This is a genomic window from Maribacter huludaoensis (assembly GCF_029350945.1).
GTDB classification, from domain to species: Bacteria; Bacteroidota; Bacteroidia; order Flavobacteriales; family Flavobacteriaceae; genus Maribacter; species Maribacter huludaoensis.
Genome location: NZ_JARKMS010000002.1, coordinates 76,568 through 91,224, shown reverse-complemented (window position 1 = coordinate 91,224; position 14,657 = coordinate 76,568). Strand labels below are relative to the sequence as shown.

The window sequence follows — 14,657 nt, the reverse complement described above, 5'->3', positions numbered from 1 at the left end:
TTTATATTAAAAAAATATATCTAAAAATATGGAAATGATAAAATTATCTTTTCATTCCTAACGCTACCACCCATCCCCATCTATATTCATTATTTTAGTAGAACGTTCAATTTTCATTGGTAACGCAAATTGGCATAAACTTAAAATCTTCTACATTATGAATTTTAAATTCAATTACTATTTGTTGATTATCAGTATGGTTTTATTCAGTTGTTCTGATGAAAAAATTACAGAAGATAAAGAATTTGATATTGAAGAACTGACTATTTCTGACATTCATAAAGCGTATGAAGCCAAAACCTATAATAGCCAACAATTAGTACAAGCATATTTAAGTAGAATTGAAAAATATGACACTTTAACGAATGCTCTTACCACAATAAATGAAAATGCTCTTAACATTGCCAGATCTCTTGATGAAGAATATGCAAGTACAGGAGTTTTACGTCCGTTGCACGGTATTCCCCTAATTGTAAAAGATAACATTAATACCGCCGGTTTACCAACTACGGCAGGCTCTTTGGCTTTACAAAACTACATACCAGAGGAAGATGCCTTTATTATTGAAAAACTGGTCAATGCAGGCGCTATAATCATAGCAAAATCTAACATGGCAGAATGGGCATTTAGCCCAATGCATAGCGAAAGTTCTACTGCCGGTACTACTAGAAATCCATATAACACAGATTATGTGCCGGCGGGATCCAGTGGTGGTACTGGCGCGTCGATAGCTGCCAATTTTGGCACCATAGGTCTAGGTACAGATACGGGGAATTCTATTAGAGGACCATCTTCCCATAATGCCCTGGTAGGCTTTAGAACAACACTAGGTTTGGTAAGTCGTAGTGCTATTGTTCCGCTTTATTTAAGAAATGATGTAGTAGGACCAATGTGCCGTTCAGTTGAAGATGCTACCAAGGTATTAGAAGTCATTGCAGGCATAGACGCTAAGGATCCACTTACAAAATATTCAGAAGGTAAAAAACCTGAAAATTATACGCAGTTTCTTAAAAAAGATGCACTTAAAGGTTCTAGAATAGGTGTTTTTAGAACATTAAGTGAAGATAACCCCCACCCTGAAATTACCAAGCTATTTAATAATGCCCTTGTACAGTTAGACTCTTTAGGTGCTTCGGTTATAGATTCTGTTGTCGTTCCCCAATTTCAAGATTTAAGACAGAACCAATGGTGTGCAACATTTAGAACAGATGTAGAAACCTTTTTAGAAGACTACGTTAAAAATGATTCTTTAAAAACTATTGAAGATATTATTGCTGTTGGCAGTACATCTGATTTTGCTAGAGAAAGGTTAGTTAGAAACGCGGCACACTCGGGCAGATGGGAAGATTCAGAAATCCCATGCTTAGATGCCTACACAGATATACGTAGGATAGCTTTTAGGGAAGCTATTGAAAATGTAATGGATTCTTTAAAACTAGATGCCATTGTTTACCCATCATGGAACAACCCACCAGCCCCAATTGATCAATTTCAAAAGGAATACAAAGGAGATAATAGTCAGGTAATTAGTCCGCATACCGGTCAACCTGCATTTACAGTGCCTATGGGGTTTACAAGTGGAAATTTACCAGCGGGACTCCAATTTTTAGGCAGAATGTATGACGAACCAATTTTGATAGGACTTACGTATTCTTATGAACAAGGCACTAAACACAGAAAACCGCCCAAGTTAAACTAGTTGACAAAAGATAAATTAAAGATATATAGACTATTTGTTATTCTAAGGCGTATATAAACAAGCAGATAAAAATCTGTGGACACACTGCTTTTAAATAACTCGTATGAAAAACAGTATTCTACTTATTATACTTTTAACTATTATAGCCTGCAACAATCAAGATGACAGTAGTATTACAGAAACTGTAACCGAGGAAGTATCGGATAATGTATCGGATGACGTATCGGATGACGTATCGGATGACGTATCGGAAGAAAATGAAAATTTTAACGCCATACCAGTTTTCAACCATGCATATATTGAAAATTATGAAGTAGACCAGGTAGCATACATAGTATTAAATGCATCCAACGCATATGTTTTGGTAGACCCATTCAATGATGACGTTATTGAATCTATAGCAGAAATAAAAGAGAACGGAAATCAAATTGCAGCTTACATAAGTATTGGTACAGGTGAAGATTGGAGAGATGATTTTTCAGATTTACAGCCTTTTCTCACTACCCAACAGTGGGCGGAATGGCAAGGGGAATATTTCGTAAATACGACTACCACAGGAATAGTTGATGTGATGAAAGCCAGAATAGATAAGATTGCCGATCTAGGCTATGATTGGGTAGAATTCGATAATATGGACTGGGCTTTGTATGATGAAACAAGAGAAACATATGGCATACAAGTAACAAAAGAACAAAGCATAGCCTATTTTCAAGAACTTTGCAATTATGTACATGAAAAAGGAATGAAGTGTATGGCTAAGAACTTCGTTGAAAATGCCGAAGATTTTGATGGCGTTACTTATGAATCTTATAATGACGATAAAAATTGGTGGGATGCCTCTGGTGCACAAAGTTTTTTGGATGATGAAAAACCAGTTGTTATTATTCATTATAACGAAAGCAACTGCGACCAAGTATATACGGACTACCAGGCTATTTACAACGAAAATCTTTCATATATCTGTGAGGACATTGATCTAAAAAAATACCTGCATTATAATCAGTAAACTAGAGAGAATGCCGACCTTTAGTATAAATAAACAGGTATATTATGAATTGGGCACTATTAATAATCGCCGGTCTTTTCGAGGTAGCCTTCGCTTTCTGTTTAGGCAAAGCCAAAGAAACTACTGGCAACGAAATGTATCTTTGGTATGTTGGTTTTTTAGTTGCACTTGCCATAAGTATGATACTATTAGTGAAAGCGACACAAACATTACCAATAGGTACAGCTTACGCAGTTTGGACAGGTATTGGAGCGGTAGGAACCGTACTGGTAGGCATATTTGTATTCAAAGAACCGGCAACCTTCTTACGTATTCTTTTTATCAGCACATTAATAGGCTCTATAATAGGCTTAAAGGTAGTATCGCATTAATTCCATTATGCACTTCTTATCAAAGCGTTAACAACATCTTACGGCTTTCTATGTATCTTTGAATATGCGGTTTATCCTTTTCATTTTTGCATATATTACGTTATCTACATTCGCCTTTGCCCAAGATGATTTTTTGGCAAAGCAATATTTTGCCGATGGTAATTTTGAAAAAGCTGTGGTTTTTTATGAAAAATTGGTTGAAAAAAACCCACGAAGAACTGAGTATGTCCAGGACTTAGTTGCATGTTACCAGCAGTTACAACGCTATAAAGAAGCAGAAGACTTTTTGAACGCAAGACTAAAGGACCGCAACCCCTACCCTACGCTATTGATTGATTTAGGCTATAATCACACCCTTCAGGAGAATGAGACAATGGCACAGACCTATTATGACAAAGCATTGAAGATCATCTCTAAAAATCCTAATTATGGTTATGCTCTAGGCCTACAATTTCAAAAGTATAATTTATTGGACCTTGCCATAGAAGCCTTTAAAAATGCCATGGAACTGAATCCTGCGTTGAACTTTAATTTTCAAATGGCAAGAATCTATGGGGAACAAGGAAATGTTGAAGCCATGTACAATTCTTACTTAAACCTTGTTATTGATGGCAAAACATCTAAATCTAACATTCTAAGAAGTATAGATGATTTTATTTCCGAAAATGCCGAGAATAAAAATAACCTCCTGTTAAAAAAAGTATTGCTAGAGCGTGCACAGAAAAATCCTGATATTCTCTGGAACGAGCTTCTAAGTTGGCTATTCATTCAACAGAAACAATATGGAAGCGCGTTTAGACAAGAAAAAGCCATTTTTAAACGTATGAACGGCAGCTCTACCACACGTTTGGAAAATTTGGGCAATGATGCCCTAGCTAATGAAGAATATGACACTGCAAAAGATATTTACAGCTACATTATTGAGAACACCAGTAATAAGATTACGCAATTAGACGCAGAACTAAACCTTATTGATATTGATTTAATAAACGCAACAAACGGAGAGTTAGATGCTATTCAAAAAAAGTATGACGCACTTGTTGATGTTTATGGGTATAAATCGCAATCACTGCAGTTACAAGTTGCCTACGCAAATTTTCTTACGTTTAACAAGAACAATCCCGCACCTGCGGAAAAATTACTGAAAAATAGTCTAGAATTACCCTTGAGCGACAGGGGTACCGCGTATTTAAAATTGGCATTGGGCGATATTTTGGTATATAATAAAAAGTTTAACGAAGCTCTCATCTATTTCTCACAGATACAATCGAAATTAAAAAACGATGTATTAGGTCAAGATGCTCGTTTTAAGGTGGCGCAAACCAGTTTTTACAAAGGTGATTTTGAATGGGCCTTAACCCAATTAAAGGTACTTAGAAGTTCTACTTCTCAGCTTATTGCAAATGATGCCATGCAGTTGAGCCTATTGATATCGGACAATTCATTAGAAGATTCTACACAAACCGCATTGAAAAAATATGCCAGGGCAGATTTTTTAGCCTATCAGAATAAAACCAATGAAGCCATTACCGCATTGGGCGACATTTTAGAAAATCATAAGGGCGAAAAAATTGAAGACGAGGCGCTTTTAAAACAAGCACAGCTATATGAAAAGCAAAAGAAATACGAGGATGCCCAATTAAACTATCAAAAGATTATCACGTTTTATGGCAATGGTATTCTTGCCGATGATGCCTATTATGCACTAGGAGAACTTTACCGAAAAGAATTCAACGACCCTACTAAAGCAAAAGAGCAGTACGAGAAAATTATCTATAATTATCAAGACAGTTACTACTTTCCAGAAGCCCGAAAAAACTTCAGAATTTTAAGGGGAGACGCCATAAATTAAAATCGCACGTTATCAAATTCGTTATAAGACCTAGTTGAACTAACTTTGCAATTCAAATAGAACTAGATATAACGCATGTATATTTATAACGTTACCACCAATATAGAAGAATCTGCCCATGATGCTTGGTTGCAATGGATGAAAGAAAGCCATATACCGCAAGTACTTTCAACAGGTAAATTCTTAAGCGCAAAATTTACCAAAGTTTTGGTTGAAGAAGATATGGGAGGCTTCACATATTCTGTTCAGTATACCGTACCGGACAAAGCTACTCTAGAAAGGTATTATGAGGAAGATGCACCGGCACTAATAGAAAGTATTCAGAAAAAATTTGCCGGTCAGTTGGTTTCTTTTAAAACTGAATTAGAAGTGGTAGATGAATTCTTTGTGCAAAGAGCGGCGGCAACACACTATTTGTTCACTTATGGCACTTTACAGGAAAGAGAAGTACAATTAGACGTATTCGCCAGGCCTTTGATCGGCTCTGAAGATGAATTACCGTTGTACACCATATCTGATAGTAAGGTGGCGGGACTGTACCCAACATTACAACATACGGGATCAAAAGAAGATGCTATTAAAGGTCAAGTATACACCCTATCTCATCAAGAATTACAAAAAGCGGATAGATATGAAGGTGAAGCTTACGAAAGAATTCAGATCCAATTGGCTTCAGGAAAAAATGCATGGGCCTATATTGCAAAATAAGGTACCGTTAAAAGAGATTTATGGGAACGAAGAGAAAGAAGAACAAAGGTGATAAGTATGCTCATAAAAAACATCATGAAAAAGGTCCTGTAAAAGCAAAGAAACATTTAGGCCAACATTTTCTAAAAGATGAGGACATTGCCAAACAAATTGCAGAAACCCTATTACAACAAGGGTACAAGAATGTTATAGAAATTGGTCCGGGTACCGGTGTTTTGACCAAATACCTTTTACGAAATAATAGTAATTTGGTAGCTATGGATTTAGATACGGAGTCCATTACGTACCTAAACGAAACTTTTCCTTTAGAACACCCAAAGGCATTTGAAGGCGAAGGCTCTTTTAAAGTGATTGAAGCAGATTTTCTAAATTTTGATATTGCTAGTTTGTTCGGTGATGAGCAATTTGGCATTACCGGCAACTTCCCATATAACATATCTACACAGATCGTTTTTAAAATGTTGGAGCTACGCCATCAAATTCCTGAATTTTCGGGAATGTTTCAGAAAGAAGTTGCGCAACGTATCTGTTCATCAGAAGGTAGTAAGGCTTACGGTATTCTATCTGTTTTGGTCCAAGCGTTTTACGACGCTGAATACCTTTTTACGGTAGAACCGGATGTGTTTGAACCTCCGCCAAAAGTACAGTCCGGCGTTCTTAGATTAACACGCAAAACTAACTTTGAGCTTTCTTGTGATGAGCAATTGCTGTACAGAGTGGTGAAGACAGCTTTTAATCAAAGAAGAAAGACGTTACGTAACAGTTTAAAAACATTCTCTTTATCAGATAATCTAAGAGAAGATGCTATATTTGACCTTAGACCGGAACAGTTGGCAGTTGCCGATTTTATAGCATTGACGAAGAAAATAGCAGATGACACCCTTTAAGCTTACCGAAGAACTTGTAGTAGAGATAGAACAGCTCATTGAACAAAACAATGATACTGAACTAAATTCTATGTTAAGTGCCGTTCATTATGCCGATGTCGCTGAAATCATCAATGAATTAGACAAGGACAAAGCAACCTATCTTATTAAATTATTGGATAGTGACAAGACCTCCGATGTTCTTACAGAACTAGATGAAGATGTCCGTGAAGCCATATTAAGCAGCCTATCTACAAAAGAAATAGCAGACGAATTAGAGGAACTGGACACCGATGATGCTGCAGATATTATTGGCGAGCTTCCAAAAGATCAGATACAAGACGTCATCTCTAAAATTGAAGATAGAGAACACGCAAAAGATATCGTTGATCTTTTAAGATATGCAGATGATTCCGCAGGTGGTCTTATGGCAAAAGAGCTCGTAAAGGTCAATGAAAACTGGAATGTGCTTACTTGCGTTAAGGAAATGCGCACACAGGCAGAAAATGTAACGCGCGTACATTCCATTTATGTGGTAGATGATGAGGACAAGCTAAAAGGAAGATTATCGTTAAAAGATCTATTGACCACTTCAACCAAAACACATATTAAAGATGTTTTTATAAAAAACGTAGATTCTGTCAACGTTAATGAAGATCCAGAAGAAGTTGCTAGAATAATGAGTAAATATGATTTAGAAGCCATACCTGTAGTTGATGAAATTGGCAGATTGGTGGGTCGTATTACTATTGACGATATCGTTGATGTTATTAAGGAAGAAGCAGAGCGAGATTACCAAATGGCGGCAGGTATATCTCAAGATGTAGAAGCAGATGATAGTATTTGGGATCTTACACGTGCGCGTTTACCATGGTTAATTTTAGGACTTTTTGGTGGTGCAGGTGCAGCCTTGATTATGGGCGGCTTTGAAGAAATGTTTCGTGAGTACACGGTACTATTTCTATTTACGCCCTTAATAGCCGCAATGGCCGGTAACGTTGGCGTACAGTCTAGTGCCATAATAGTTCAAGGTCTTGCCAATGACGATATTAAAGGAAGTATAAGCAGCCGTTTAATTAAGGAAATGCTTTTAGCATTGTTGAACGGATTTATTCTTTCGTGCTTATTACTGATCTTTACGTGGATCTGGAAAGGAGATTTTCTTACCTCATTGGCAATTTCAATTTCATTGATCGCGGTAATCGTTGTTGCCGGATTCATAGGTACTTTCGTACCGCTATTTTTAGATAAAAGGGGCATTGACCCCGCCATTGCAACTGGCCCGTTCATTACCACAAGTAATGATATTTTTGGTATTTTAATTTATTTCTCTATAGCCAAATTGATTTTGGGCATATAATAAACTGCCCTTCTCCTTTTTAGAATACTGTGGCTTTCCGTATATTACTATATTGAATTTCTTTCGTTCATAGTTTAAGATAGAATGTACATACCCATGAAAAGCATCAAACTAAAAGAAAAATTTGATTTTATAGACGGGCATTGGCATCCGCACCAAATAGGTGTTGTAGATAATATGCAAGTATTGCTGGCAAAGTTAAAAGGTGAATTTGTATGGCATGCACACGAAAATGAAGATGAGCTTTTTCAAGTTCTAAAAGGAACTTTATACATGCAGTTTAGAGAACGTACAGAAATAGTACAACAAGGCGAAATTATTATAGTCCCCAAAGGTGTTGAGCATTGCCCTATGACCAAAAATAATGAAGAAGTACACGTTATGCTTTTTGAAAAATTAAGCACTTCCCACACCGGAAACATTAAAGACGAAAAAACAAAAACAGATTACCCCGAAATATAATAAAGTTTAAATGAAAGTATTACACGTAGACATCAATCACCCATTGATTATTGAGCAATTCTCAGAATTAGGTTTTCAGAACTATGAAGATTATAGCTCTACCAAAGAACAGATTGAAGCTAAGATAGAAGATTATGACGGACTCATTATTAGAAGCAGGTTTACCATAGACGAGCATTTTTTGGATAAGGCAAAAAATCTAAAATTTATAGGCAGATTAGGCGCGGGACTTGAAAATATAGATACAAAATATGCCAAATCTCTTGGTATTTTTCTTGCCGCAGCGCCAGAAGGCAATCGTAACGCGGTTGGCGAACACGCCTTAGGTATGCTATTATCACTTTTTAATAAATTGAACAGTGCGGACAAAGAAGTTAGAAGTGGCAAATGGGACCGTGAAGGTAACCGTGGCATAGAGCTAGAAGGCAAAGTAGTAGGTATTATAGGTTATGGCAATATGGGAAAAGCTTTTGCTAAAAAGTTAAAAGGCTTTGATGTGGAAGAGGTAATTTGCTATGACATAAAAGGTGGTGTAGAAGATGAAAATGCGCGCCAAGTAGGTATTATGGAATTTCAAAATAGAGCTGATGTTATAAGCTTACATGTACCACAGACAGAACTGACCATTGGTATGGTAAATACCGAATTTCTAGAAAAGTTCGATAACCCTATTTGGATTATAAATACCGCCAGAGGAAAATGCATAGTTACCTCAGATTTGGTCGATGCTATAAAATCGGGCAAGGTTCTTGGTGCAGGTTTAGATGTTTTGGAATACGAAAAAGCATCTTTTGAACATATGTTTACCGATGATACTTTACCAGAAGCTTTTCAATACTTGATAAATTCTGACCAAGTAATTCTATCGCCACACGTAGCAGGTTGGACGGTAGAAAGTAAAATTAAACTTGCCCAAACGGTAGTCGATAAAGTAAAAGCTAAATTTTTAGAGTGATATGAAATATGAAGCCAACTCACCAAATGATTATATTGCACAATTGCCACCGGAACGTAAAGTGGCAATTGAAAAACTAAGAGGTATTATTTTAAAAGAATTACCCCATCGTTTTGAAGAGCAATTAAGTTATGGTATGTTGGGCTATGTAGTGCCACATTATATTTATCCGGCAGGTTATCATGTAAAACCTGAACTACCGTTACCGTTTATCAATTTGGCTTCACAAAAGAATTTTATCGCCTTGTATCACTCTGGTATTTATGCAGATATTACTTTAATGAACTGGTTTAAGAGCGAATACCCTAAACACTGCAAACGCAAACTAGATATGGGCAAAAGTTGTATCAGATTTAAAAGCATGGATGATATACCATACGAGCTTATTGCCGAACTATGCACTAAAATGACTCCCCAACAATGGATTGATTTATACGAGAATAACATCAAAAAATAGACAGTTATGAAAAACAGAGTAACAGGCTTAGGAGGCTTCTTTTTCAAAACTAAAGATCCCGATTATTCTAAAAATTGGTATAACAAGCATTTAGGATTAAACACTGACCAATACGGTTGTACTTTTTGGTGGAAAGATAAAGAAGGAAACGACTGTTCTACTCAATGGAGCCCTATGAATGCAAATACATCGTATTTTGAACCAAGTCAATCAAGTTTTATGATGAATTTTAGGGTGAAGAATCTTGTAGAATTATTAAAAGTGCTTAAGGAAGAGGGGGTAACAGTGGTTGGTGAAATCCAAGAATTTGAATATGGAAAATTTGGTTGGATTTTAGACCCAGATGGAAACAAGATAGAACTTTCGGAACCAGTTGATAAAGCATTTTTATGATGTTAATATAATCGTTACATTTAAAACTTATAATAACCACCAAACAACAATTAAAATGTCAGAAGAAAACAAAGATTTCGGAGATAAGGCAGAGGAATCTGCAAAAGAATTTAGCGAAGGAGCTAAAAAAGCAGCCAGTGATTTTACCGCAGGAGCAAAAGAAGCTTTCAGTGGAGGCCCTGGAGGAGAAAACAAAAAAATGTTAGCTGGTATATTGGCTATCGTAATAGGTTCGTTAGGTATTCACAAATTTATTCTAGGATATCAGAAAGAAGGAATTATAATGTTAGTTATTACCCTGGTATTGGGAGCTGTAACCTGTGGTATTGGTGCATCTGCTATGTGGGTGGTAGGCATTATTGAAGGTATTATATACCTAACAAAATCAGACGAAGAATTTTACAACACATACCAGGTAGGTAGAAAACCTTGGTTCTAAACTACAAAAGCTAGATGAGAACTCATCTGGCTTTTTTTACATCATATATCATCGTAATATAGCAATATTAAAATATGAAATGGGAATAACCAAAACGCAAATATTCAATACAGAGCAAAATGAACTTGCAATCATGTTCAAAGTACTCTCTAACCCTGCCCGTATTGCTATTTTACAATATATAAGTCAGCAAAATGCTTGTATTTGTAATGATATTGTAGATGAAATAGGATTGGCACAGCCTACTATTTCACAGCATTTAAAAGAACTTAAGAGTATAGATTTAATAAGAGGTGAAATTGAAGGCAAGAAAGTATGCTATTGTATTAATCTTAAACAATGGACGGCGGTACAAACACTTCTAAATTCTTTTTTTGAAACCACTAAAGATAATTGTTGCTAAAAACTACATATGAAGGATTTAATTATAAGAAAGATGTTGGCTGAGGACTGGGATTCTGTTGCCAAAATATATCAAGAAGGTATTGATACCGGCATTGCCACTTTTGAAACCAAGGTACCCACGTTTGAAAATTGGGACAAAGCACATATGAGCAACTGCCGTTTTGTGGCGGAACAAAAAGATGAAATATTGGGTTGGGTAGCCCTATCCTCAGTTTCCAATAGATGCGTCTATGGCGGCGTAGCCGAAATAAGTGTCTATGTTTCTAGAAATAGCAGGGGTAAAGGTTTGGGCAAGGTATTATTGGAACACGTAGTCTCCGCTAGTGAACAAGAAGGTATTTGGACACTACAATCCGGTGTTTTCCCAACTAACCATGGTAGCATTAAACTTCATGAAACCACAGGATTTAGAATGATCGGCAAACGTGAGCGCGTTGGCAAATTACACGGGCAATGGGTAGACAATGTACTTTTTGAGAGGCGAAGTAGCGTTGTTGGTGTAGACTAGATTATACTTCCGGCTCGGGGTTTTGAGATTCCAACAATTTTCGCTCCAGCTCTGCCTGAAACTCTTCCATAACCGGTTTTACGGTACTCTCTGGTAAATCGGCGATTTTGATATACATTAATCCGTCAACTGAATTATTGAATAAGGGATCTACGTTAAAAGCAACCACCTTTGCATTCTGTTTAATGTACTTCTTAATCAAAACCGGTAAACGAAGACTACCTGGCTCTACCTCATCTATTAAACGATCAAATTTATTTAAATCGGCTTGGGTTTCATCAAAAACGAACTCCTTATCAGCATCTTTCAGCTTTACCTTAAACTCCTTCTTTGGCCTTATATATTGTGCAACATAGGGATCCCAGTAATTAGACTTCATAAATTCGATCATCAACGATTTAGAAAAGTTGGAAAACTGGTTACTGATACTTACGCCACCTATTAAATACTTATGCTCAGGAAATCTTAAGGTAGTATGCACAATACCTTTCCAAAGTAAAAATAAAGGCATAGGTTTTTGTTGATACTCTTTGGTAATGTAGGCACGTCCCATTTCAATAGAGTGCTCCATCATATCATACAACTCTGGCTCAACCCTAAAAAGATCTTGAACATAAAAACCGTTAATCCCGTGCTGGGCAAATATTTCAGAACCCATTCCCATTCTGTAAGCGCCAACAATGCATTTAGCCTCATCATCCCATAAAAACAAATGGTGGTAATAACTATCAAAACTATCCAGGTCAATAGCCTTATTAGTCCCTTCCCCTATTGCCCTAAAGGTAACTTCTCGCTGCCGCCCTATTTCCTTTAAAATAAAAGGCATATCCTTTTCTTTTGCAAGAAACACTTCGTAATTTTTGCTTTGAAGCAAACGACATTCTTTCTCCCTAAGCTTCTCTATTTCACCCTCCATAACCTCTTTACGAACAGCATCCGCAATTTTCTTAGGTTGCTTGGGCAATTTAAGCGATGTAGGTATTTGATCGATCAAACGCTCTTTTTCATAAGCATTGGAGAGCATATAGGTTTTACGTCGTAATAGATCTGTATACTCTTCTAAACTATTCTGTTCTTTTTGTGCTGTTACGGAGATAGGTTGCCCTATTCTCACTTTAATTGGCCTATTTCTTTGGGAAAACACTTGAGAAGGAATCATGGCCGTCCGTAACGAATCTCCTAACTTAGAAATGCGATAGAACAAAGAGCTATTTTTGGCATGAAAATATATAGGCACAACGGGTACCTCAGCTTTTCTTATCAATTTTATAGCCGCCTCTTCCCATGGTTTGTCAACTATGAGCTTGCCGTCTTTATAGGTAGAAACTTCTCCTGCCGGAAATACACCTAAAACATGGCCGTTTTGTAAATGTTCCAGTGTTTTTTTGAATCCGGCCAAGTTACTTCTGGCATCTTTATGGTCGCCAAAAGGATTGACCGGTAATATATAGGGTTTTAAAGGCACCATTCTTTCCAGAAGAAAATTGGCCATAATTTTATAATCCGGTCGTTGCTTGACCATTAGTTTGAACAGCAAAATACCATCGATGGCACCCAATGGGTGATTACTAATGGTTACGTAAGACCCTTCTTTGGGCAAACGCTTAAAATCTTCCTCAGGAATTTCAAAATCAATTTCAAAATGCTCTAGAATGGCATTGGCATAGTCCTCACCCTCTAAATGGGCAATAGTATCATAAAATCGATTAATACTGGATATTCTGGTAACTTTCAACAATATCCAACCAATAAAGGTACCTAACACTCCGTATTTAGAGAGGTTGATAGCCTTGGCAACTTCCTTCGCGGTAACTAAACCCATAAATCATCATCGATTAGACTGTAAATATAGGAAAATAGCTTTTGCAGCTACCTATTAAACATGTCTGAAATGACCTTGATTTTACTTCACCACAAGCTGAACGGTTTCCGTACCACGTTGCTCCAATAGCAGCTCGTGCCCATTCTGTAAAGTTTCTAACGCTTTGTTATCAAAGTGCCTAATGGTATATAATGATACGTTCTCATGATGAGCTACCTTGAACCTACTTTTTAATTGTTGCAAAAGTTTTTCCAAACCTCCAAATTTATTATCGATACAAACGGAAAAGCTAATAGCTGAATTCTGAATTAAATCTACTTTTATCTTGTGCTGATGAAACAGTTTAAAAAGTTCGCTGATACTATCTTCTACAATAAAAGAAAAATCTAGCGAAGATAATTTTACCAATACCTGGTTCTTTTTAACAATAAAGCAAGGAACCTTTGGTTCAATACCAACTCCTTTACCAACCGTTGTACCTTTTCCCTTAGGGTTTACAAAAGATTTTACGTGTAACGGAATTTCTTTACGTTGCAATGGTTGTAATGTTTTTGGATGAATTACAGATGCACCGTAAAACGCCAATTCAATAGCCTCTCTATAAGAGATGTTGTTTAGCAATTGGGTTTCTTCAAAATACCTTGGATCGGCATTTAAAACACCGGGTACATCTTTCCAAATAGTTACTGAATCTGCATTCAGGCAATACGCAAGTATTGCAGCGGAATAATCGGAACCTTCACGACCTAAAGTTGTTGTAAAGTTATTGTCGTCGCTACCTAAGAAACCTTGGGTAATGTTTAAAACCTTTTGGTCTATTTTAGTAACGTTTTCTTGAGTACGTTCCCAATCAACCGTAGTATCCCTATAATTACTATCAGTCTTAATAAAGTTTCTTACATCTAGCCAATTGTTCTTAATGCCAACTTCTTTGAAGTAAGCACTAATGATGGTGGTAGAGATCAATTCTCCGTAACCAACAATTTGATCATAAACAAAATTGTAGTTGGGTGACTTGTTCCACACCAAAAAACCATTGATCTCATCGACCAATACTTTTATATCTTTATAAATGGCATGCTGCGAATTTGGAAACAATTCTGAAACAATACTTAAATGATAATCTACCATCTCAGCGACCTTGGAAGGTATTTCCTGTTTATCGTTGAAATAAGCATTTATGATATCTTCCATAGCATTGGTAGTCTTGCCCATTGCAGAAACAACCAAAAGCGTATTCTCATACCCTACTTCTTTTAAAACCTTTACTACATTTTTAACAGCATCTGCATCTTTAACGGATGCTCCCCCAAATTTAAAAACCCTCATACTCAATATCTATCTAAATTCTTTT

Annotated in this window: 16 protein-coding genes; 14 read left to right on the top strand and 2 right to left on the bottom strand. The window is 36.5% G+C overall.

The annotated features are described in order from the left end of the window. The first annotated feature begins 157 nt into the window (after nucleotides 1-157). The 14 genes from PXC01_RS05530 (at nucleotide 158) to PXC01_RS05460 (ending at nucleotide 11,481) form a co-directional block, all read left to right on the top strand. Complete coding sequence (locus PXC01_RS05530) at nucleotides 158-1,699, top strand: amidase (protein WP_276471330.1); 1,542 nt, start codon at nucleotides 158-160, stop codon at nucleotides 1,697-1,699. Nucleotides 1,700-1,802: 103 nt separating this feature from the next. Continuing rightward, entirely contained in the window at nucleotides 1,803-2,705 is a 903-nt protein-coding gene (locus PXC01_RS05525) for an endo alpha-1,4 polygalactosaminidase (RefSeq protein WP_276471329.1), read from the top strand. Nucleotides 2,706-2,749: 44 nt separating this feature from the next. Beyond that, entirely contained in the window at nucleotides 2,750-3,076 is a 327-nt protein-coding gene (locus PXC01_RS05520; protein ID WP_276471328.1) for a DMT family transporter, read from the top strand. Nucleotides 3,077-3,140: 64 nt separating this feature from the next. Continuing rightward, nucleotides 3,141-4,928: a tetratricopeptide repeat protein gene (locus tag PXC01_RS05515; RefSeq protein WP_276471327.1), complete on the top strand. Its 1,788-nt coding sequence runs from the start codon at nucleotides 3,141-3,143 to the stop codon at nucleotides 4,926-4,928. A gap of 75 nt (nucleotides 4,929-5,003) precedes the next feature. Further along, nucleotides 5,004-5,636, top strand: coding sequence for a DUF4286 family protein (locus PXC01_RS18410; protein WP_338089448.1), 633 nt, complete (start codon nucleotides 5,004-5,006; stop codon nucleotides 5,634-5,636). Between the two features lie 20 nt (nucleotides 5,637-5,656). Next, nucleotides 5,657-6,523 (top strand): 16S rRNA (adenine(1518)-N(6)/adenine(1519)-N(6))-dimethyltransferase RsmA, encoded by an 867-nt coding sequence (rsmA, locus tag PXC01_RS05500; protein WP_276471326.1) that lies wholly within the window; start codon nucleotides 5,657-5,659, stop codon nucleotides 6,521-6,523. Beyond that, the gene (mgtE, locus tag PXC01_RS05495; protein WP_276471325.1) at nucleotides 6,510-7,862 is read left to right on the top strand and encodes a magnesium transporter; all 1,353 of its coding nucleotides are present in this window, start codon (nucleotides 6,510-6,512) and stop codon (nucleotides 7,860-7,862) included. The genes rsmA and mgtE overlap by 14 nt, the downstream gene beginning before the upstream one ends. A gap of 96 nt (nucleotides 7,863-7,958) precedes the next feature. Continuing rightward, complete coding sequence (locus PXC01_RS05490) at nucleotides 7,959-8,324, top strand: cupin domain-containing protein (RefSeq protein ID WP_276471324.1); 366 nt, start codon at nucleotides 7,959-7,961, stop codon at nucleotides 8,322-8,324. A 10-nt stretch (nucleotides 8,325-8,334) separates the two neighbouring features. Continuing rightward, complete coding sequence (locus PXC01_RS05485) at nucleotides 8,335-9,279, top strand: 2-hydroxyacid dehydrogenase (protein WP_276471323.1); 945 nt, start codon at nucleotides 8,335-8,337, stop codon at nucleotides 9,277-9,279. Between the two features lies 1 nt (nucleotide 9,280). Next, a complete protein-coding gene (locus PXC01_RS05480) occupies nucleotides 9,281-9,736 on the top strand; it encodes a DUF1801 domain-containing protein (RefSeq protein ID WP_276471322.1) in 456 nt (151 codons plus the stop codon). 6 nt (nucleotides 9,737-9,742) lie between these two features. Beyond that, complete coding sequence (locus tag PXC01_RS05475) at nucleotides 9,743-10,129, top strand: VOC family protein (protein WP_276471321.1); 387 nt, start codon at nucleotides 9,743-9,745, stop codon at nucleotides 10,127-10,129. A gap of 55 nt (nucleotides 10,130-10,184) precedes the next feature. Next, nucleotides 10,185-10,568 carry a TM2 domain-containing protein gene (locus tag PXC01_RS05470; protein WP_276471320.1) on the top strand — a complete coding sequence of 128 codons (384 nt, stop codon included), beginning with the start codon at nucleotides 10,185-10,187 and terminating at the stop codon, nucleotides 10,566-10,568. 79 nt (nucleotides 10,569-10,647) lie between these two features. After that, on the top strand, nucleotides 10,648-10,971 hold the full coding sequence (locus PXC01_RS05465) for an ArsR/SmtB family transcription factor (RefSeq protein ID WP_276471319.1): 324 nt from the start codon (nucleotides 10,648-10,650) through the stop codon (nucleotides 10,969-10,971). Between the two features lie 9 nt (nucleotides 10,972-10,980). Next, nucleotides 10,981-11,481 (top strand): GNAT family N-acetyltransferase, encoded by a 501-nt coding sequence (locus PXC01_RS05460; protein WP_276471318.1) that lies wholly within the window; start codon nucleotides 10,981-10,983, stop codon nucleotides 11,479-11,481. Between the two features lies 1 nt (nucleotide 11,482). On the opposite strand, the gene PXC01_RS05455 is transcribed toward PXC01_RS05460, so the two are convergent. Both PXC01_RS05455 and PXC01_RS05450 read right to left on the bottom strand, forming a co-directional pair. Next, a complete protein-coding gene (locus tag PXC01_RS05455) occupies nucleotides 11,483-13,303 on the bottom strand; it encodes a lysophospholipid acyltransferase family protein (protein WP_276471317.1) in 1,821 nt (606 codons plus the stop codon). Between the two features lie 81 nt (nucleotides 13,304-13,384). Then, on the bottom strand, nucleotides 13,385-14,632 hold the full coding sequence (locus PXC01_RS05450; protein ID WP_276471316.1) for an aspartate kinase: 1,248 nt from the start codon (nucleotides 14,630-14,632) through the stop codon (nucleotides 13,385-13,387). Nucleotides 14,633-14,657: the final 25 nt, after the last annotated feature.

What these genes read in the sequence shown, in the direction of transcription:
- PXC01_RS05485 (WP_276471323.1), top strand. Translation starts at nt 8,335, where the DNA reads ATGAAAGTATTACACGTAGACATCAATCACCCATTGATTATTGAGCAA.
- PXC01_RS18410 (WP_338089448.1), top strand. Translation starts at nt 5,004, where the DNA reads ATGTATATTTATAACGTTACCACCAATATAGAAGAATCTGCCCATGAT.
- PXC01_RS05530 (WP_276471330.1), top strand. Translation starts at nt 158, where the DNA reads ATGAATTTTAAATTCAATTACTATTTGTTGATTATCAGTATGGTTTTA.
- PXC01_RS05475 (WP_276471321.1), top strand. Translation starts at nt 9,743, where the DNA reads ATGAAAAACAGAGTAACAGGCTTAGGAGGCTTCTTTTTCAAAACTAAA.
- PXC01_RS05515 (WP_276471327.1), top strand. Translation starts at nt 3,141, where the DNA reads ATGCGGTTTATCCTTTTCATTTTTGCATATATTACGTTATCTACATTC.
- PXC01_RS05460 (WP_276471318.1), top strand. Translation starts at nt 10,981, where the DNA reads ATGAAGGATTTAATTATAAGAAAGATGTTGGCTGAGGACTGGGATTCT.
- rsmA (WP_276471326.1), top strand. Translation starts at nt 5,657, where the DNA reads ATGGGAACGAAGAGAAAGAAGAACAAAGGTGATAAGTATGCTCATAAA.
- PXC01_RS05455 (WP_276471317.1), bottom strand. Translation starts at nt 13,303, where the DNA reads ATGGGTTTAGTTACCGCGAAGGAAGTTGCCAAGGCTATCAACCTCTCT.
- PXC01_RS05470 (WP_276471320.1), top strand. Translation starts at nt 10,185, where the DNA reads ATGTCAGAAGAAAACAAAGATTTCGGAGATAAGGCAGAGGAATCTGCA.
- PXC01_RS05525 (WP_276471329.1), top strand. Translation starts at nt 1,803, where the DNA reads ATGAAAAACAGTATTCTACTTATTATACTTTTAACTATTATAGCCTGC.
- PXC01_RS05480 (WP_276471322.1), top strand. Translation starts at nt 9,281, where the DNA reads ATGAAATATGAAGCCAACTCACCAAATGATTATATTGCACAATTGCCA.
- PXC01_RS05450 (WP_276471316.1), bottom strand. Translation starts at nt 14,632, where the DNA reads ATGAGGGTTTTTAAATTTGGGGGAGCATCCGTTAAAGATGCAGATGCT.
- PXC01_RS05490 (WP_276471324.1), top strand. Translation starts at nt 7,959, where the DNA reads ATGAAAAGCATCAAACTAAAAGAAAAATTTGATTTTATAGACGGGCAT.
- PXC01_RS05520 (WP_276471328.1), top strand. Translation starts at nt 2,750, where the DNA reads ATGAATTGGGCACTATTAATAATCGCCGGTCTTTTCGAGGTAGCCTTC.
- mgtE (WP_276471325.1), top strand. Translation starts at nt 6,510, where the DNA reads ATGACACCCTTTAAGCTTACCGAAGAACTTGTAGTAGAGATAGAACAG.
- PXC01_RS05465 (WP_276471319.1), top strand. Translation starts at nt 10,648, where the DNA reads ATGGGAATAACCAAAACGCAAATATTCAATACAGAGCAAAATGAACTT.